Source organism: Micromonospora sp. WMMD1274, from assembly GCF_049179035.1.
Lineage (GTDB): Bacteria > Actinomycetota > Actinomycetes > Mycobacteriales > Micromonosporaceae > Micromonospora > Micromonospora tulbaghiae.
Genome location: NZ_JBMHMG010000001.1, coordinates 2,321,581 through 2,340,074, shown reverse-complemented (window position 1 = coordinate 2,340,074; position 18,494 = coordinate 2,321,581). Strand labels below are relative to the sequence as shown.

The 18,494-nt window shown below is 73.9% G+C and carries 13 protein-coding genes; 8 read left to right on the top strand and 5 right to left on the bottom strand.

The window, feature by feature from the left end:
- Positions 1-282 precede the first annotated feature (282 nt).
- The 6 genes from ACN27D_RS10695 (at position 283) to ACN27D_RS10670 (ending at position 7,063) form a co-directional block, all read left to right on the top strand.
- Complete coding sequence (locus ACN27D_RS10695; RefSeq protein ID WP_121685819.1) at positions 283-1,053, top strand: redox-sensing transcriptional repressor Rex; 771 nt, start codon at positions 283-285, stop codon at positions 1,051-1,053.
- Positions 1,050-2,423, top strand: a complete 1,374-nt coding sequence (locus tag ACN27D_RS10690) for a glutamyl-tRNA reductase (RefSeq protein WP_120572975.1) — start codon at positions 1,050-1,052, stop codon at positions 2,421-2,423. The genes ACN27D_RS10695 and ACN27D_RS10690 overlap by 4 nt, the downstream gene beginning before the upstream one ends.
- Positions 2,420-3,406, top strand: a complete 987-nt coding sequence (gene hemC, locus ACN27D_RS10685) for a hydroxymethylbilane synthase (protein ID WP_120572976.1) — start codon at positions 2,420-2,422, stop codon at positions 3,404-3,406. The genes ACN27D_RS10690 and hemC overlap by 4 nt, the downstream gene beginning before the upstream one ends.
- A complete protein-coding gene (locus ACN27D_RS10680) occupies positions 3,403-4,983 on the top strand; it encodes a uroporphyrinogen-III synthase (RefSeq protein WP_091426652.1) in 1,581 nt (526 codons plus the stop codon). The genes hemC and ACN27D_RS10680 overlap by 4 nt, the downstream gene beginning before the upstream one ends.
- A gap of 13 nt (positions 4,984-4,996) precedes the next feature.
- Positions 4,997-5,980: a porphobilinogen synthase gene (gene hemB / locus ACN27D_RS10675; protein WP_120572977.1), complete on the top strand. Its 984-nt coding sequence runs from the start codon at positions 4,997-4,999 to the stop codon at positions 5,978-5,980.
- A 450-nt stretch (positions 5,981-6,430) separates the two neighbouring features.
- Positions 6,431-7,063: a helix-turn-helix domain-containing protein gene (locus ACN27D_RS10670; protein WP_357896423.1), complete on the top strand. Its 633-nt coding sequence runs from the start codon at positions 6,431-6,433 to the stop codon at positions 7,061-7,063.
- A 32-nt stretch (positions 7,064-7,095) separates the two neighbouring features.
- On the opposite strand, the gene ACN27D_RS10665 is transcribed toward ACN27D_RS10670, so the two are convergent.
- The 3 genes from ACN27D_RS10665 to ACN27D_RS10655 all read right to left on the bottom strand — a co-directional run bounded on the left by ACN27D_RS10665 (position 7,096) and on the right by ACN27D_RS10655 (position 12,792).
- The gene (locus tag ACN27D_RS10665; protein WP_421499027.1) at positions 7,096-10,368 is read right to left on the bottom strand and encodes a lamin tail domain-containing protein; all 3,273 of its coding nucleotides are present in this window, start codon (positions 10,366-10,368) and stop codon (positions 7,096-7,098) included.
- Between the two features lie 92 nt (positions 10,369-10,460).
- Entirely contained in the window at positions 10,461-11,477 is a 1,017-nt protein-coding gene (locus tag ACN27D_RS10660; protein ID WP_120572980.1) for a GNAT family N-acetyltransferase, read from the bottom strand.
- A gap of 67 nt (positions 11,478-11,544) precedes the next feature.
- The gene (locus ACN27D_RS10655) at positions 11,545-12,792 is read right to left on the bottom strand and encodes a murein transglycosylase (protein WP_421499026.1); all 1,248 of its coding nucleotides are present in this window, start codon (positions 12,790-12,792) and stop codon (positions 11,545-11,547) included.
- Positions 12,793-12,830: 38 nt separating this feature from the next.
- On the opposite strand from ACN27D_RS10655, the gene ACN27D_RS10650 reads away from it, so the two are divergent.
- On the top strand, positions 12,831-13,046 hold the full coding sequence (locus tag ACN27D_RS10650) for an FmdB family zinc ribbon protein (RefSeq protein WP_013288739.1): 216 nt from the start codon (positions 12,831-12,833) through the stop codon (positions 13,044-13,046).
- Between the two features lie 155 nt (positions 13,047-13,201).
- Positions 13,202-16,018, top strand: coding sequence for an ATP-binding protein (locus ACN27D_RS10645; protein ID WP_121686088.1), 2,817 nt, complete (start codon positions 13,202-13,204; stop codon positions 16,016-16,018).
- A gap of 45 nt (positions 16,019-16,063) precedes the next feature.
- Here the strand turns inward: ACN27D_RS10645 and ACN27D_RS10640 are convergent, their stop codons facing one another.
- Both ACN27D_RS10640 and ACN27D_RS10635 read right to left on the bottom strand, forming a co-directional pair.
- A complete protein-coding gene (locus ACN27D_RS10640) occupies positions 16,064-16,606 on the bottom strand; it encodes a phospholipase (RefSeq protein ID WP_121686089.1) in 543 nt (180 codons plus the stop codon).
- 160 nt (positions 16,607-16,766) lie between these two features.
- Positions 16,767-18,431 (bottom strand): glycoside hydrolase family 10 protein, encoded by a 1,665-nt coding sequence (locus tag ACN27D_RS10635; RefSeq protein WP_421499025.1) that lies wholly within the window; start codon positions 18,429-18,431, stop codon positions 16,767-16,769.
- Positions 18,432-18,494 lie beyond the last annotated feature (63 nt).

Sequence of the window (18,494 nt, the reverse complement as noted above, 5' to 3'; positions counted from 1 at the left end):
ACGGAGCGCTACGGGCCCCGCGCGATTGGTCAGGGAAGTCTGGATTGAGCAATAATCGCCACGCGCCGCCGAGAGACGCGGTTGATCGATCTTGCGGGAATGGAGGGGCAGGTGAAGGCGCGTCGCGAGCTTTCAAGATCGCGATTTGTGCACCCCTTCACAAACACCTACTCTGTAGTTCCGACGCGCCCTGCTAGCACAGCCGGCAATCTCGGTCGCCAGCGGGAGTCCCGAAACGACCGGCCCCCGTCGCTGGTCGAGGATCGCACCGCACGGAGTCTCATGAGCCAGCACCGTCAACCAGGCGCGCCCGGTCGCACCGGTGCCGTACCGGCGCTTCCGGACCTGCCCGAGGCGACCGTGTCGCGGCTCCCGGAATACCTGCGTGCGCTGCACGCGCTCGCCGACGCCGGGCACGAGACGGTGTCCAGCGAGGGCCTCGCCAACGCCGCCGGCGTCAACTCCGCGAAGCTCCGCAAGGACCTGTCCCACCTCGGCTCGTACGGCACCCGGGGCGTCGGCTACGACGTGGCGCTGCTGGTCGACCAGATCTCCGAGGTGCTCGGGCTCACCCAGTGCCGGACCGTCGCGCTCGTCGGCGTGGGTAATCTCGGTCACGCCCTGGCCGGCTACGACGGCTTCGCCAACCGCGGATTCCGCATCGCCGCGCTGCTCGACGCCGACCGGTCCCGCGTCGGCGAACAGATCAACGGCCTGGTCGTACGGCACGTCGACGAGCTGCCGCAGATCGTCGCCGAGGAGTCGATCTCGATCGGCGTCATCGCCACCCCCGCCCCCGCCGCCCAGGCGGTCGCCGACCAGTTGGTCGCCGTCGGCGTGACGAGCATCCTCAACTTCGCGCCGTGCGTACTCTCGGTTCCGGACGGGGTCGACGTGCGCAAGGTCGACCTCGCCATCGAGCTGCAGATCCTGTCCTTCCACGAGCACCGCAAGGCATCGCTGACCGCGCTCCCCGCCACCGGCGGGTCCGCCCTCACCGCCCTGCCCGGCGGACTCGCGGCCACCGACACCCAGGAGGCGATCGGCACGTGAAACTGCTCGTCGTCGGCGCGTCCTACCGCACCGCCCCGGTCGCCACCCTGGAACAGCTGGCCGTCCCGCCCGCCGACCTCACCCGCACGCTCGACCGCCTGATCGCCCAGCCGTACGTCGCCGAGGCCGTCCTGGTCTCCACCTGCAACCGGGTGGAGGTCTACGCCGCCGTCTCCGGGTTCCACGGCGGACTCGGCGACATCTGCGCGGTCCTGGCCGACCAGGCCGGCTGCCAGCCGGCGGCGCTCGCCCCGCACCTCTACGTGCACTACGACGCCGCCGCCGTGGACCACGTCTTCCGGGTGGCCGCCGGGCTCGACTCGATGGTGGTGGGCGAGGCGCAGATCCTCGGCCAGCTCCGCGACGCCTACCACTCCGCCGGTGGCGCCGACTCGGCCGGCCGGCTGCTGCACGAGCTGATGCAGCAGGCGCTGCGGGTCGGCAAGCGCGCGCACGCCGAGACCAACATCGACCGGGCCGGGCAGAGCGTCGTCACCGCCGCCCTCGACCTCGCCGCCGAGCTGCTCGACGGTGACCTGGCCGGCCGGCCCGCGATGGTGGTCGGCGCGGGCGCGATGGGCTCGCTGGGCGTGGCCACGCTGTCCCGGCTGGGCGCCGGCCCGCTCACCGTGACCAACCGGGGCGCCGCCCGTGCCGTCCGGCTCGCCGAGTCGTACGGCGCGTCCGCCGTGCCGATGGCCGAGCTGATCACCGCGCTCGCCGACGTCGACGTCGTGGTCGCCGCCACCGCCGCCACCGAGCCGGTGCTCACCCGTGACGTCGTGACCCGGGCGCTGGCCCGCCGGGACGCCGACCGCGGCCCGCTGGTCCTGCTCGACCTGGCCGTCCCGCGTGACGTCGAGCCCGGCGTCGCCGAGCTGCCCGGCGTCGAGGTGATCGACATCGACCGAATGGCCGCCGTCCTCGCCGACGGACCGGCCGCGGCCGACGCCGCCGAGGTGGCCCGGATCGTGGCCGGCGAGGTCGAGGCGTTCCTGAGCTGGCTGCGCGGCGCCGACGTCGCGCCGACGGTGGCCGCCCTGCGCGGCCGGGCCGAGGACGTCGTCACCGCCGAGCTGCGCCGGCTCGGCCAGCGCCGACCCGACCTCAGCGACGACCAGCGCGCCGAGGTCGCCCGCACCGTGCACCGGGTCGTGCAGCGACTGCTGCACCAGCCGACCGTACGGGTCCGCCAGCTCGCCGCCGAGCCCGGCGGCGACCAGTACGCGGCGCTGCTGCGCGAACTGTTCGACCTGGACGTTCCGCAGACGTCCCCGGTCGACACCGTTCCCGACGTGGTCGCCACCGACTCCGACGGCCGGTCGTCGTTCGACGCCGCCGACGTCCCGCCCACCGGAGGTGCGCGATGACCGCCCCCCTTCGCCTCGGTACCCGGGGCAGCGCCCTGGCGATGGCCCAGTCCGGCCACGTCGCCGAGGCCCTCACCGCGGCCACCGGCCGACCGGTCGAGCTGGTCGAGGTGGTGACCGCCGGCGACAGGTCCACCGCCCCGGTGCAGCGGCTCGGCGTCGGTGTGTTCGTCTCCGCGCTGCGCGACGCGCTGACCGCCGGCGAGATCGACTTCGCCGTCCACTCGTACAAGGACCTGCCCACCGCGGCGGCGCCCGGCCTGCACGTCGCGGCCGTACCGCCCCGGCAGGACCCGCGTGACGCGCTGGTGGCGACGAACGGCCGTACGCTCGCCGAGCTGCCGCCCGGCGCCCGCGTCGGCACCGGCGCGCTGCGCCGGATCGCCCAGCTGCACGCGCTGGGCATGCAGTTGGAGGTCACCCCGATCCGGGGCAACGTCGACACCCGGCTCGGCCGGGTGCTCGGCCCGGACGCCGACCTCGACGCCGTCGTGCTGGCCCGCGCCGGGCTCAACCGGATCGGCCGCGCCGACGTCATCACCGAGACGCTCGATCCGATGCTCATGCTGCCCGCGCCCGCCCAGGGTGCGCTGGCCGTCGAGTGCCGGGCCGACGACCAGGACGTGATCGAGCTGCTCGCGCTGCTCGACCACGCACCGTCCCGTGCCGCCATCGTCGCGGAACGGGCGCTGCTGGCCACCCTGGAGGCAGGATGCAGCGCACCCGTGGCCGCGTACGCCGTCCTCGCCGAAGGTGAGCCCACCGACGAGGGCGACGTCAATCAGGAGATCTACCTGCGCGGTGCGGTGATCAGCCCGGACGGTTCGCGTGACCTCCGGCTGTCCCGCACCGGAACGCCCGCCGACGCGGCGGAGATCGGCAAGGCACTCGCCGCCGAACTCCTCGAACTCGGCGCCGACTCGATCCTCGGCCAGGACGCACAGGCCGGCCCGGGGACCCAGCAACTTGGGAGCACAGAATGACCCGCACCCGTAAGCCCGTAGGCCAGATCGCATTCGTCGGGGCCGGTCCCGGCGACCCGGGCCTGCTGACCCGCCGGGCGCTGGACGCCCTGGTCGACGCCGACCAGGTGGTCTACGACCGGGGCGTACCCGAGTCGCTCCTGGCGCACGTCCGCGCCCAGGCCCGGCCCGACGCCGAGTTCAGCCCCGCCGAGGGCGTACCGGGGGACGTGGCGAAGGTGCTGATCTCCGCGGCCCGGGCCGGGCAGAACGCCGTGCACCTGGTCGCCGGTGACCCGTTCGGCCACGACTCGGTGGTCAAGGAGGTGCAGGCGGTCGCCCGTACCGCCGCGCACTTCGAGGTGGTGCCGGGCGTCGGCCAGGCCGAGGGCGTGGCCACCTACGCGGGTGTCCCGCTGCCGGGCGTACGCACCGCCGCCGACGTCGAGGACGTCACCGCGCTGGACTTCGAGGCGCTCGCCACGGCCGTGGGCCGGGGTTCGCTGGCGCTCGCCGTGGACGCCGGTGACCTGGCCGCCGTCCGGGACGGCCTGCTGGCCGCCGGGGTCGACGGCACCACAGCGGTCGGGGTGACCGGCGACGGCACCGGCGAGACGCAGTACACCACCACGTCGAGCGTGGACTCGTTCGTCGCGGCGGCGCTCGGCTTCACCGGCCGGGTGGTGCTCACCGTCGGCGCGGCCGTCACCGACCGCGACAAGCTGAGCTGGTGGGAGAACCGCCCGCTGTACGGCTGGAAGGTGCTGGTGCCCCGCACCAAGGAGCAGGCGGGCGTGATGAGCGCACGGCTGCGCGCCTACGGGGCGATCCCGTGCGAGGTGCCGACCATCGCGGTCGAGCCGCCGCGCACCCCGGCGCAGATGGAGCGGGCGGTCAAGGGCCTGGTCGACGGCCGGTACGCCTGGGTCATCTTCACCTCGGTGAACGCGGTCCGGGCGGTGTGGGAGAAGTTCGCCGAGCACGGCCTCGACGCCCGCCACTTCGGCGGCGTGAAGATCGCCTGCATCGGTGACGCCACCGCCGAGGCGGTCCGCGCCTTCGGCATCCAGCCCGAGCTGATCCCGTCCGGGGAGCAGTCCTCCGAGGGCCTGCTGGCCGAGTTCTCGCCGCACGACGAGATCCTCGACCCGGTCGGCCGGGTGCTGCTGCCGCGCGCCGACATTGCCACCGAGACCCTGGCCGCCGGCCTGACCGAGCGGGGCTGGGAGGTCGACGACGTGACCGCGTACCGGACCGTGCGCGCGGCGCCGCCGCCCGCCGAGATCCGCGACGCGATCAAGTCGGGCGGGTTCGACGCGGTGCTGTTCACCTCGTCGTCCACGGTGCGGAACCTCGTCGGTATCGCCGGGAAGCCGCACGCGCGGACCGTTGTTGCAGTGATCGGGCCCAAGACGGCGGAGACCGCCACCGAGTTCGGCCTGCGCGTCGACGTGCAGCCGCCGCACGCCTCGGTCCCCGACCTGGTGGAGGCGCTCGCCGCCTACGCCGTCGAGCTGCGGGAGAAGCTCGCCGCCATGCCGGCGAAGCAGCGCCGGGGCTCGAAGGTGCAGGGCCCGACCGCCCTGCGGTTCCGCTGACAGGAGGCCCGTCATGCCGTACCCCGAGATCCGGCCCCGCCGGCTGCGTAGCAACGCGGCCGTGCGGCGGCTGGTCTCCGAGACCCGCGTCGACCCGGCCGAACTGGTCGTGCCGATGTTCGTCAAGGAGGGGCTGACCGAGCCGCGGGCCATCGCGTCGCTCCCGGGGGTGCTCCAGCACTCCCGGGACTCGCTGCGCAAGGCCGCCGCGGAGGCGGTCCAGGCCGGGGTCGGCGGGATCATGCTGTTCGGGGTGCCGGCGACGCGGGACGAGACCGGCTCCGGTGGCGTCGACCCGGCCGGCGTGCTCAACACGGCGATCCGGGACGTGATCGCCGAGGTCGGCGACTCGACTGTGGTGATGAGCGACCTGTGCCTGGACGAGTTCACCTCGCACGGGCACTGCGGCCTGCTCACCCCGGACGGCGGGGTCGACAACGACGCCACGCTCGCCGCGTACGCCGACATGGCGGTGGCCCAGGCCGCCGCCGGGGTCCACGTGGTCGGGCCGTCCGGGATGATGGACGGCCAGGTCGGCGTGGTCCGCAAGGCGCTCGACGCCGCCGGGCACCAGGACGTCTCGGTGCTCGCGTACGCGGTGAAGTACGCCTCCGCCTTCTACGGCCCGTTCCGCGACGCGGTGGAGTCGGCGCTGGAGGGGGACCGGCGCACCTACCAGCAGGACCCGGCGAACCTGCGCGAGTCGCTGCGCGAGGTCGAGCTGGACGTGGCCGAGGGCGCCGACATGGTCATGGTCAAGCCGGCGCTGCCCTACCTCGACGTGGTGTCGGCGGTCCGGGCCGCGGTGAACGTCCCGGTCGCCGCCTACCAGGTCTCCGGTGAGTACGCGATGGTCGAGGCCGCCGCCGCGAACGGCTGGATCGACCGCGAGCGCGTGATGCTGGAGACGCTCACCTCGATCCGCCGGGCCGGCGCCCAGATCATCCTCACCTACTGGGCCGTCGAGGCCGCCCAGCTGCTGCGCGAGCGCTACTGACCGACGCGCGCCCGACGTCGCTCGCGCTGCCGGCAGGTCGGCTGCGGGCTTGCCTCGGTTCGTGCGGCCGACGATGGGTTGTCCACAGCCATGCCGGTCACTCAGCGCAACGTTCTGGCCTGCGGGCTGCTTCACCTCTGGCCCACTTTGCTCTGCAGCCATGGGCGCAACTGTCACGAAGCGTGAGTGCCGCCTCTATGGCTGCAGAGCAAAGTCTGCCGAGGTGGTTCCTGCTGCCGCCGCGATCTCGGGGATTGTGTCTGCTTACGTCCTATTTGTTGATCGCTTTGGGTTGCCGGCTTCCGCGCGGTATCTAACGCTGAGTGAAAGTCACGCTCTGTGTGAGTCGGCGACTGGCGCCGGGCAGGGCTGGACGCCGTCTGCCAGGTTTTCCACAGGAGCCGGGTGCGGGGTTGCCGGGCCAGGGCGGACGGCGGGACCGTGGGCGGCGTGACAGACATCGCCGGCACCGGGCCGGAAACCGCTCCCGCCAACGGCACCGCACGCGCGGTGTCCGCCGCCACCGGCGCCGATCCCGGCGCTACCGCCGCGGTGGCGGCAGACGGCGGGCCGGCACTGCTCACCGAGCCGTTCGACGTGCCGTTCCCGGCGCCGGGGATCGTCCGTGCGGTGCGTCGCCGGGCCGACGCCAGCCAACGTGAGCTGGCCCGGTTCGCCCGGGTGCATCCGAGCACGATCGGGCGGATCGAGGCGGGCAGCCTGACGCCGAGCCTGGCCATGCTGTCCCGCATCGTCGGCACGGCCGGCTTCCGGCTCGTGGTCGTCGACGAGGCCGGCCGGGTGCTCAAGCCGATGCGGGACCGGGCCGACCTGCGCGACGGCGCGGAGCGGCGGTACCCGTCCCACCTCGACATCGTCACCGACCCGGAGCCGGGGGAGTGGTGGGCCGACCGGTACGGGCTGGCCCGCCCGCCGGAGACCTTCTACCGCAATCGGGAGGTCCGGGACTGGCTGCGGCGCCGCAGCCAGTGGGAGGTGCGGGTGGCCAAGTACCGGAGCGTGCCGCCCCCGCCCGACCCGCAGCGGTGCGGATACCGCGGCGGCCCGCCGATCCGCCCATGAGCGAATCGACGGCCCGCCGCGCGGAACGCCGCTCAGTCGTCGTTGAGGATCGTCCCGACGCCGGACGGGTCGGCGAGCCGCAGGCCCGGCACACCCGCCACGTACAGCGTGAGCTTCTCGTCCGCCTCGCGCTTGCGGTCACCGCGCACGGTGACCGGGAACGTCAGCGAGGTCCGGCCCGCGGCCAGCACCCGGCAGCCCACGTACGGGTCGTAGTCCGACCCGGCCTGAGCTGTGGTGCCGTACGTGGTCGCGCAGATCAGGGCCGGCTCGGAGAGCGGGCGGGACACGGTGACGGTGAACGTCATCGCGCTGGTGCCCTTGTCGCCCTCGGCGACCGAGGTGTCCGCGACCCGCAGCGAGGCGCGCGACCGGAACCGGGCCACCTGCGGGTCGTGGTCGCTGGCGCCCCGGTCGCCCAGCTCCGGCGCGTCGGTGGGGTAGTCGGCGTTGATGTGCGCCGTCCGCACCTGCACCAGGTCGTCGTGCATCGGGTCGTTGACGAAGAGGTTGTCCAGCGTCTGCGCCTGACCGCTGAAGGTGTACGAGTACGCCGACGCGGGCGCGTCCGCCACCAGGTCGTCCCAGAGGTTGTGCAGCCCGGCCTCGTACAGCGGGGCGAGCTGGTCCGACGGGGTCGGGTTCTGGGCGGTGGCGATCGGGTCGTCCGGGCGGGGGAAGACGTTCAGGTCGCCGCCGTACACCACGCGGGCGTTCGGGTCGCTCGTCTCGACCGCCTGGACGATCGCCGCCCCGTACGCGGCCTGCTCGCGGCGCTGCCCGACCCGGCTGTCCGGCCCGGACGAGAAGTGGTTGGCGACGGCCCAGAGCGTGAACCGCTCGGTCGATCCGGGGCCGGCCTTCACGGTGAACCGGGCCACCTGCGCCGCGCGGGTGTAGACGTTGCTGCCGTCCACGCCGGTCGACCGGTCCACGTCGGCCGGCAGCACCGCGTTGAACGCCTTCGGGTTCTGCACGTCGGTGTTGGACGGCAGCGCCGCCGAGCGGTACTGGACCGTCGGGGCGGAGCCCAGCAGCGGGTCCGCGGCGGTCGCCTCGGCGAGCGTGAGCCGGTCGGTCCGGTAGAGGAACGCCGAGGCGATGCCCCGGGCGTCCGCGCCGGTCCGGTCGTACGCGGCGGCGTACGCCGGGCCGCCGTTCGCCGCGATGGTCAGCGCCAGCTCCTGCACGGTGTCCGGCGCGCCGTCGGCGTTGTTGGTGTCGCCGCAGGCCAGAGCGCCGTCGACCACCGAGCAGATGTCCTGGTCCTCGGCCTCCTGCACCAGGATCAGATCCGGGCTGTGCAGCGAGTCGACGATCTGACGGGCCTGCACGGCCAGCCGGGCGGCGTACGCCTCGGGGCTCGCCGGCACGTAGTCGAACGGCGGGCTGACCCCGGGGCACCCGGTGTTGCCGGCGAAGTCACAGCCGTCGAACGGGTCGTCCCGGTAGTCGTACAGGTTCTCCACGTTGTACGTGGCGATCGCGACCTCGCTGCCGCGGTCGGCGGGCAGCGGCGGGTGGTTCGCGGCCGGGTCGGCGCCGCCGGTCAGGGTGAGCTGCTCGGGCTGCACGCTGTACTTGCTGAACGCGTACGAGACGGAGCCGTAGGCGTCCTCGGTGAGCGTGTCGAACGTGCGCGCCTCGGGCAGCAGCGCCCGGGAGTCACCGGCGGTCGCCTTCACGCCGCCGGCACCCAGCAGGATGCGCTGGTTGTTGCCGTTGTCGAACAGCGTGCCGGGGATGTCGTCGAGCGGGTGCGCGTCCCGGAACACCCGCCGGGCGTACGGGTCGGACCGCTTCATCACCGGGTCCTCGCGGTCCAGCACGTAGATCTCGGAGTCGGCGGTGGAGGAGTAGATGTGCCGGGGCGCCGAGACGCCGCTGCCGGCGCGTACCCGCATCCGCTCGCCCTCGTGCCGCTCCCAGAACAGGTCGGCGGCGGCCGCCTCGGCCGGCGGGACCGCGTCGTCGACCCGGACCGCGGTGTCCACGTCGAGGCCGGAGTCCAGCTTGCGGACCAGCGAGGCACCGGAGAGCTGGGTCTGGTTGAAGTACTCGGAGACCCGGCCGCGCAGCACGACCTCGTCGCCGACGGTCGGGGCGTACCCGCCGATCAGCGTGGTGAACGAGCCCATGAAGACGAACAGCCCGTCGGAGGTCAGCGGATCGCCGTCCTCGGTGCCGAGCCGGCTCTGGAGGTAGAAGCCCCACTGGTCGGCCCCGGCCGAGCTGCGGGTCAGCGACATGCCGGTGATGACGCCGCGCACGTCGTACAGCGTGGAGCTGGTGCCGTTGCCGCTGGCGGGCGCGAGCGGCGACCGGTCGGTGCGGCCGTCCTCGTCGCCGGCGGTGCGGCCCTGCACCTCGCCGATCGACAGCACGCTGGTGGCCTGCACGGTGAGCGTGCAGGTGGCGGTGCCGCCCTCGGCGTCGGTGGAGGTCACGGTGACCGCGTAGCTGCCGGCCGGCAGGCCGGTGGCGGTGACCGTCGCGGTGGCCGTGCCACCGTTCCCGGCCGCCGGGGTGAACGCGGTACGGCTGATCGAGCCGTTCGCCGGCACCGGCACCACCGAGGTGACCGCCAGGTCGGTGACCGTGTCGTCGGCGTCGGTCGCGGTGACCTCGCGGGTCGCCGTGGCGCCCGCCGACAGCGTCAGCGCCCCGCCGCAGGCCAGGGTGGGCGGCTGGTCGACCGGACCGCCTCCGCCGACGGTGTGGCTGCCCAGCCCGTCGAACGTGTCGGTGGCGAAGCCGGCCCACTGCGCGGCCGGGTCGAACGCGTCCGCCGGGTCGGTGTCGCCGGCGGTCACCGAGGGCAGCCGGCGCAGCGTGTTGTCCGCAGTGCTGGTGAGCCCGCTGCCCCACTCGCTGCCCGGGTCGACGCCGACCTGGCCGATGGAGTCGACCACCGCGTCGCCCTTGCGCAGCACGATCGCGTCGTCGCCGTTGAACAGCGAGCCGGAGTACGTCTGGTCGGCCTGGGCGAGGATCGCCGGCGCGGCCGCCGCGGCGGCGAAGACGAACACGTCACCGGCCGCGACGGTGCCGGTCAGGGCCACGTTCGTCGAGGTGGTGGCACCGTTGAAGAAGAGCTGGAGCTGGTAGCCGCCGGTCGCCAGGTCGATCGGGGCGCCGGTGCCGTTGTACAGCTCGACGGCCTTGTTGTTGGACGACCCCTCGACGTATTCGGAGATGAACAGGTCGGTGGGCGCGGCGCTGGCCGCGGTGGGTGCGACAGCGATCGCCGTGAGGGTGACGGCGGCGGTGGTCGCGAGCGCGGCGAGGGTGCGGCGCGGGCGCATGGGGCCTCCACGATGGGTGGACAGGAACTAACGAACGTTAAGGCTCTGGTGGGTGCACCGTCCAGCCCCTTCGATGGCCGGCCGGTGAACGCTCAGCGGTGACTGTCCAGCCGGTGCACCAGCTCGGCCACGTCCACACCGTATTCGCACCAGTCGCGGTCGGGGCGGTAGCCCAGCTCGGCGTTGACCTTCAGCATCGACTCGTTGTCCTGCGCGTTCCAGGTCTGCACCTCGGCCACCTCGGGCTCGGCCGAGCGCAGCTCCAGCAGCATCCGCGCCTTGATGGCCCGGTCGATGCCGTAGCCGCGGTGGTCGTGGACGACGATCGTGTCGTACTGATCGGCCCGGGTCGGGTGCTGCGCCGGCACCACCACCTCGGTCAGCCCGGCCACCTCGCCGGTCTGCTCGTGCAGTGCCAGCACGATGTACGGCTTCATGCCGCGCCGGTGCAGCGTGGCGAGGCTGTCGCGCAGCCGGTCCGGGTCGTAGGAGCTGGGCCGCAGCTCCACGTCGTCGGAGTCGCGCACCTCGGCCTTGGCCCGCGCGTACGCCTCGATGAGCTCGTCCGGCGGGCCACCCGGCCAGAACTCCACGCGGTAGCCCGCGCCGACCTCGGCGGCCATCTCGGTGAGCGCCGGCCAGTCCACCGTGCGCAGGTCGAGCACGCTGCGGGTCTCCACGTAGTCGCGGGTGAAGCCCAGCGACTCGTAGAACCCCACGGCCGGGGTGTCGCCGACCACCTCCACGCCGATCGACTGGAAGCCCTCGTCCCAGACCCGGCGGGCGGCCACCCGCACCAGCTCACGGCCGATGCCGCTGCGCCGGATCGACGGGTGCACCAGCACCTCGAGCACGCCGATCCCGCCGAGCAGCAGCACGTGCACATGCCCGAGGATCGCACCGGGCGTGCCGTCCGGGGCGTCGTCGTCCTGCGCGACCCACGAGATCCGCCGCTCGCCGGGCATGACCTCGGACAGATACTCCCGCATGGAGCTCTCCCGCCATGGCGGATCCTGCGGCAGATCGGCCGCCAGGACCGCGTTCAGCGTGTCCAGCAGGGACGCGATCTCGGCGGACGACGCGGTCCTGGGATCCCACTCGCGCACCATCACCCGTCTAGCTTGCCGTCAACGGCAGCCGGGGGGAAGGGTTCAGTCCGCGAATGTACGCGAGCCGTCACCTCACGTTGCGGCTGAGCCTGCCGTACTCGTCGGCCTTGTCGAAGACGTCCTGGGCGTACCGACGCACATCGTTGTAGGAGAGGATGGCGCCCCACCAGTCGCCCGGGATGGTCATGTTCCGGCCGCCCTTGCACAGGTAGAGCCCGGCGGCCAGCGCCGCGTCGTCGATGTCGTGCGGGTTCTTCACGCCGTCGCCGTCGGCGTCCGCGCCGATCTCCTGCCAGGTGGTCGGGATGAACTGCATCGGGCCGAGCGCCCGGTCGTGGACCCGGTCGCCGTCGAGCGTTCCCTGGTCGGTGTCGAGGATGCGGGACCGGCCGCCCTGCCCGTCGAGCGGCTGCCCCTTGATCTCCGGCAGCGCCCGGCCGTCGGCTTGCAGCGTGGCGCCGTTGGCCGCGCCGTGACGCGACTCGACGTACCCGATCGCGGCCAGCGTGGTCCAGCTCAACTGGCAGGCGCGGTTGGTCTGGGCGAGCACCAGCTCGGCGTAGGCGTACGCCTGGAGCGCCACCGCGGGGATGCCGGTCACCGCGCCGACCCGCTGCGCCCAGCCGGCGAGCGCGTCGGCGGGGCGTCCTGCGGGCAGCACCGGGGCGGTGGTCGCGCCGGGCAGCGGCGTGCCGGTCGGTGCGGCGGTGCCGGGCAGGCCGGTCAGCTCCGGCAGCGGGGGCGTGGCGGGCGCCGCGGCGGTCTGCGGCACGCTCTGCGACGGCGTGGCGTCGGCGACCGGTTCCGGCCGGCCGACCGCCGCCGGCACGATCACCGCACCGGCCGTTGCGGCGGCGGCGACCAGGGCGAGCAGGAACAGCGCGGGCAGCGTGGTGCGCCCGCCGGGCCGCCGGGACCAGGCACGGGTGGCCCGGGCCGCGCCGACGGCGAGCTGCCTGGGGCGCGCCCGGACGGCGTGCGCGAACGGCATCCGCCGACGCCGCCCGCCGGCGGCCGCCGCCTCGGCCTTCGCCTCCGGGCCGGAGTCGGTCTGCTGGGGCCCGCTCGCCCCGGACTCGCCGTCCGGCTTCGCACCTGGCTCGGGCTGCGGCTTCTCACCCGGCTCGGGGCCCGCGCCAGCAGCCGCACCCGCATCGCGGGCCGGGTCGGCGGGCGGCTTCGGGGGGAGCGCGTCGCGCTCGCGCCGGGGACGCGGGACGGGCGGGGCACCGTCGTCGGGCGGCGGCGCGGCGGGTCGCAGGGGCCGGGCCGTCGCTCGCCGTTCGCCGTCCACCACCCGTCGAGTATCACCCATCCGGGTGACGACGTCAGGCCCGGCCGTACGCTTGGGGCATGCCCCGGTACGAGTTCCGTTGCCGCGCCTGCGGCGACACCTTCGAGGTCAACCGCCCGATGGCCGAGGCCGGACGGCCGGCCACCTGCCCGCAGGGCCACGCCGACACGGTGAAACTGCTGTCCACGGTGGCCGTCACCGGCCGGGGCGGCTCCGCCCCGAGCGGTGGGATTCCCAGCGGTGGCGGTTGCTGCGGCGGCTCCTGCGGCTGCTGACTCTCCGCCGCCCGTCCCGCGGGTCGATCGGGGTCTTGCCGCCGCTGTGATCTTTTGGCACCTTGGGGCGGAATCTGCCCAGCCGTTCTCACGATGCGTGACGGCACGACCATAGGGCAGCATGAACCCGACGTCACCGGGCGGAGGTTCGACGTATGTCGCAAGGACACCACCTCCCCAGCGGGTGGGTGACCTTCGTGTTCACCGACATCGAGGGTTCGACGCGGCTGGCCCGGATGCTCGGCCCGGTCTACCGCCCGGTCCTGCACGAGCACCGGCGGCTGCTGCGCGACACCCTGGCCGGCACCGACGGCGCGGAGCTGCTGACCGAGGGGGACTCGTTCTTCCTCGCGTTCCCGGACGCCGCCGCCGCGGTCCGCGCCTGCCTTACCGCGCAGCGCGCGCTCGCCGGCCACGACTGGCCCAACCCGGACGCCACCCCCCGGGTACGGATGGGGCTGCACACCGGCTACGCCGAGCCCCGCGACGGCGAGTACGCCAGCCCCGAGGTGCACCGGGCCGCCCGGGTGGCCGCCGCGGCGCACGGCGGGCAGGTGCTCTGCTCGGCCGCCACCGCCCAGCACGCCGACCCGCTGCCGGACGGGGTGTCCCTGCTGGACCTCGGGCTGCACCGGCTGCGCGGCTTCGACGACCGGGAGCGGTTGTTCCAGCTCGTCGCGCCCGGGCTGGAGCGGCGGTTCCCGCGTCCGCGTACCGCCGACGCGACAGCGCACAACCTGCCCACCCAGGTCACCTCGTTCGTCGGCCGGCAGGCCGAGCGGGCCGAGCTGGGGCGGCTGGTCGAGGCGTACCGCCTGGTGACGGTGCTCGGCGCGGGCGGCGCCGGCAAGACCCGGCTGGCGGTGGAGCTGGCCTCCGGGATCGTCGAGGACTACCCGGACGGCGTCTGGTTCGTCGACATCGCCGCGGTGACCGACCCGGGGCTGGTGGCGTTCGAGATCGCCGCCGTGCTCGGCCTCCGTCCCGAGCCGGGCCGGCCGATGCTCGACACCCTCGTCGAGTACGCGGCGCCGCGCCGGATGCTCGTGCTGCTCGACACCTGCGACGCCCAGACCGCCGCGTCGGCCGAGGTGATCAGCCGGCTGCTGGCCGGTGGCCGAGGCGTGCGGGTGCTGGCGACCAGCCGGGAGTCGTTCGGCGTACCCGGCGAGGTGGTGTGGCGGATCCCGCCGCTGTCGGTGGACGAGGGGCCCGACGGCGGGGGCAGCGACGCGGTGGCGCTGCTGCTGGACCGTACCGCCGTGGCCCGGGGCGGCCGCGCGCCGGAGCCCGCCGAGCAGGCCGACCTGCACCGGGTGGTACGCCGCCTGGACGGGTTGCCGCTGGCCATCGAGCTGGCCGCGGCCCGGCTGCGGGTGCTATCCGCCGGGCAACTGGCGGAACGGCTGGACGACATGCTGGGCACGCTCGACGCCGGCCGGGAGACCGCGGAGCCGCCGCCGGTGGAGGCGGGCTGGAGCGGCAACCAGCAGGACACGGTGGACCTGGTGGCCGCCGCGACCGGCGCCGCCCCGCCCACCCCGGCGACCCGGGCGGTGCAGCGTTCGGCCAGCGAGCGGCACCTGACCATCCAGGCCACCGTGACGTGGTCGTACCGGACGCTGGGCGCGCGCTCGGCCCGGCTGCTGCGCTGGATGGCGGTGTTCGCCGGCCCGGTGGACCTGCCGACGGTGCAGTGGCTGCTCGACGAGGACCCGCTCGACCCGCTGTCGGTGCTGGTGGACAAGTCGATGGTGCTGGCCGAGCCGCACGCCTCCGGCAGCACCTACCGGATGCTCGACCCGATCCGCGCGTACGCGGCCCGGCGGCTGGTCGAGGCGGGCGAGGAGCAGAGCGCCCGGGACCGGCACGTCGCCTGGTGCCGGCACGCGCTGGACCGGGCACACCTGGGAGCGGACGGCCGCCCGGTGACGCTGTCCCTGTACGCGCTCGACCCGCTCGCGAACGAACTGCGGGCCGCGTTGCGCTGGTGCGCCACCGGCGGCAGCGCCCGGTCGGGGCTGTCGCTGGCGGGTGACCTGGACCAGTGGTGGCGGGAGCGCGGGCTGGCCCGGGAGGGGCGGCTCTGGCTGTTCCGGCTCTACGGCCGGCTCGCCGAGACCGGCGAGGTGATGCCGGACGCCGAGCTGGCCGCCGCGTACCACATGCACTCGCTGCACGCGGGCGCGGACGGCGAGTTCGGCGAGGAGCTGCGGTACTCGCAGCGGGCCGAGGCGGCGGCCCGGCAGTCCGGCGACCGAGGGCTGCTGGCCCGGGTGCTGGCCGGACGCGCCGCGCCGCTGGTCGACATGGGGCAGTTCGCCGAGGCGGAGCGGGTCTGCCGTGAGGTGATCGACTGGGCGTTCGCGCAGGACGTGGTGGGGGACGCGCTGCTGGCCGTCTACAACCTCGCCGAGCTGCTCTGGCGCCGGGGCGCGCTGGACGAGGCGGCCGACCTGCTCGCCGCGGCCCGCCCGGTCGAGGCGGCCCGGCCGGCCGAGCGGGGCGGCCGGTCGGTGGACATGCTGCTCGGCATGGTGGCCCTGGCCCGGGGCGATCTGGTCGCCGCGCACGAGCATCTGCTGGTGGCGTTGCGGTCCCGGATGAGCCACGGCTACCTGGGCCGGGCCTGCGACACGATCAACGCGATAGCGGTGCGTTGCGCGCTCGCCGGGGACGCGCTCTCCGCGGCCCGGCTGTTCGGGGCGGCGCAGGCCACCCGGGCGAACCTGCGGGCCACGCCGGGGATATACGGCCCGTACTGGTCGGCCCGGCAGAAGGAGCTGCGCCGGGTGCTCGGCGACGAGGCGTTCGACGCCGCCTACGGCGCCGGGTCGGGGCTGCGGCTGGACGAGGTGGCGGCGCTGGCGCTGCACGTCGAGCATCCGGACCTGGCCGCCGACTCGCCCCGGTTCGGCGTGCGGCCGCCGGGTTCCTGGCCGGCGTTCGAGCCACGCAGCACGGCCGGCTGAGCGCGTCGGGGAGCCCGCCGGGCGGCGGACTCCCCGTGCGGTGGGTCAGGCGCGCGCGGCGGCGCGACGTTCGGCGTCGGCCTTCATCCGGGCGGCGCGGTCGAGGTCGGCCTGCGACACGGCGGCGACCGAGCCGAAGACGCTCACCGCCTGGTAGTACGTCCAGGCGAGGCTGTAGCAGGCGGGCCGGACCACCGCGTTGTACGTGGCGCAGACCCGCTTCAGGTCGGCGTAGAAGGCGCTGTCCAGGCGGGACTTGGCGGCCGAGAAGACGCCCATCGCCTTGTGGTTGCGGTAGCCGAAGTCGTGGCGGTAGCAGGAGAGCTTGAAGTTGAACCCGATCGGGTTGTCCGGGCTGGACGAGCAGTAGTCGGTGGACCAGTCGAAGCCGTACTCGGTCCAGGGCGCCCGGTTCTGCCGGGCGCTGTTCCAGGCGTTGTAGCTGGACGCGCTGGTCTGCGTCCAGCTGGTCAGGACGGACAGCTTCTGCTGGGTGCTCACCGCGGCGGCGGCCGGTGTGGCCAGACCGAGCATGGTGAGCAGGGCGAGCGCGCCGGCGGCGAGGGTGGTGGCGAGGCGACGGGACACGGGAACCTCCGCGGGTGGTGGCCGGGATCTCCGGATGTCGACAAGTGTCGATCAAATGGGTGAGCTGGGGCGATGCCCCGGAGAACGGCTCGCTGACATCCGCCTGAACAGACGAATGCCCCCGGGTCGCGCGAGGCGGCCCGGGGGCATCCGGTGGGGGTCAGCGCACGAAGCGCGGCGGGCTCGCCGGGCTCTCGTTCGCCAGCCGGTCCAGCGCGGTCACGTAGTAGGTGTACCGGGCGCCGGCGGCCGCCGTGGTGTCCACCCAGGACTGCACGGCGCCGTCGGTGGCCCGAACGGTGCCGACCAGGTGCGAGGCGTCGGCGAAGTCGCAGCGCCCGGCCAGGCCGTGCCCGTCGAACCGGTAGATCGCGTACGACGCGGCGGTGCCGAGCGGGCCCTTGCCGTCGGCCGGCTGACGCCAGCTCAGGCGTACCCCGTCCGCCTCGCGCTGGGCCTTGGTGACCACCGGGAACAGCAGCGGCTTGCGCGGCAGGTGCGTCATGGTGGGCACCAGCGCCGGGCGGGAGTAGTGCTCGGCGGCGTAGATGTCGGTGGCGCCGAGCCGGTTCGCCCGGACCTGCACCGCGGAGAAGTGCACGTTGCCGAGCACCTCCGGGTACGACCGGTTGAGCGTCAGGTGGTTCGACAGCTCCTGCGGGTTCATCCAGAACGACCCGTACGCCGGGTCACCGCTCTTGTAGTCGGCCTGGCCGATGTAGAGCTGCACCCGCGTGCCGCGCACCTGCTCGGCCCACCACGGCACCAGCCGGGCGTAGTCGGCCGCCGGGTACTGGCCGATGTACCAGTAGAGCTGCGGCACGATGTAGTCGATCCACTCCTCCTTGACCCACTTGCGGGAGTCGGCGGAGATGATGTCGTACGACTGCGAGCCGGTGGTGTCCGAGCCGTTCGGGTCGGCCGACGCGTTGCGCCAGATGCCGAACGGGCTGACGCCGAACTTCACATACGGCTTGACCGCCTTGATCTTGGCGTTCATCTCCTGGATCAGCAGGTTGATGTTGTCCCGCCGCCAGTCGGCCTTGTCGGTGAAGCCCCGGTTGTACGCCGCGAACGTGGCGTCGTCGGGCACCTGGTGGGTGCCGCTCGGGTACGGGTAGAAGTAGTCGTCGAAGTGCACGCCGTCGATGTCGTACCGCTTGACCGCGTCCATCATCGCGGTCTGGACGAACTCGCGGACCTCGGGGACGCCGGGGTTGTAGTAGAGCCGGCTGCCGGCGACGCCGGCGGGCGGGTAGGCGAAGACCCAGTCCGGGTGCTGGCGGGCCGGGCTGTCCGGGGCCAGCTGCGACAGGTCGGCGCCGGCGCCGCCGGGCGCGGGCATCGAGACGCGGTACGGGTTGAACCAGGCGTGGAACTCCAGGTTGCGCTTGTGCGACTCGGCGACCAGGAAGTCCAGCGGGTCCCAGCCGGGGTTCTTGCCGCGTACGCCGGTCAGGTACTCCGACCAGGGCTCGTACGGCGAGGGCCAGAACGCGTCGGCGGTCGGGCGGACCTGGACCACGACGGCGTTGTGGTTGAGCTTCTGGGCCAGGTCGAGCCAGGCCAGGTATTCGGCCTTCTGCTTGGCCACCTGGTCCGGTGCGGTCCAGGAGTCCTTGCTGGGCCAGTCGATGTTCGTCACCGAGGCGATCCACATGGCCCGGAACTGGCGCTTGGGGGTGGCCGGGTCGGTGACGCAGTCGGTGGAGGGGAAAGTGGCGGTGCCGGTGTCGCCGGGGGCGGCCTGCGCCGGCGTGCCGGCGACCAGCGTGCCGAGCAGCGCCGCGGCCAGCGCGGCGGCTCCGAGCCGAGTTGCCTTCATGCGGTGCGGTCCCTTCGTCGGGTCCGGGGGGACGGTCGGCGGCGGGGTGTGGCGGCAAGATTC

Coding starts and splice junctions, on each gene's coding strand:
- ACN27D_RS10695 (WP_121685819.1), top strand. CDS start 283: ATGAGCCAGCACCGTCAACCAGGCGCGCCCGGTCGCACCGGTGCCGTA.
- hemC (WP_120572976.1), top strand. CDS start 2,420: ATGACCGCCCCCCTTCGCCTCGGTACCCGGGGCAGCGCCCTGGCGATG.
- ACN27D_RS10680 (WP_091426652.1), top strand. CDS start 3,403: ATGACCCGCACCCGTAAGCCCGTAGGCCAGATCGCATTCGTCGGGGCC.
- hemB (WP_120572977.1), top strand. CDS start 4,997: ATGCCGTACCCCGAGATCCGGCCCCGCCGGCTGCGTAGCAACGCGGCC.
- ACN27D_RS10665 (WP_421499027.1), bottom strand. CDS start 10,368: ATGCGCCCGCGCCGCACCCTCGCCGCGCTCGCGACCACCGCCGCCGTC.
- ACN27D_RS10660 (WP_120572980.1), bottom strand. CDS start 11,477: ATGGTGCGCGAGTGGGATCCCAGGACCGCGTCGTCCGCCGAGATCGCG.
- ACN27D_RS10655 (WP_421499026.1), bottom strand. CDS start 12,792: ATGGGTGATACTCGACGGGTGGTGGACGGCGAACGGCGAGCGACGGCC.
- ACN27D_RS10650 (WP_013288739.1), top strand. CDS start 12,831: ATGCCCCGGTACGAGTTCCGTTGCCGCGCCTGCGGCGACACCTTCGAG.
- ACN27D_RS10645 (WP_121686088.1), top strand. CDS start 13,202: ATGTCGCAAGGACACCACCTCCCCAGCGGGTGGGTGACCTTCGTGTTC.
- ACN27D_RS10635 (WP_421499025.1), bottom strand. CDS start 18,431: ATGAAGGCAACTCGGCTCGGAGCCGCCGCGCTGGCCGCGGCGCTGCTC.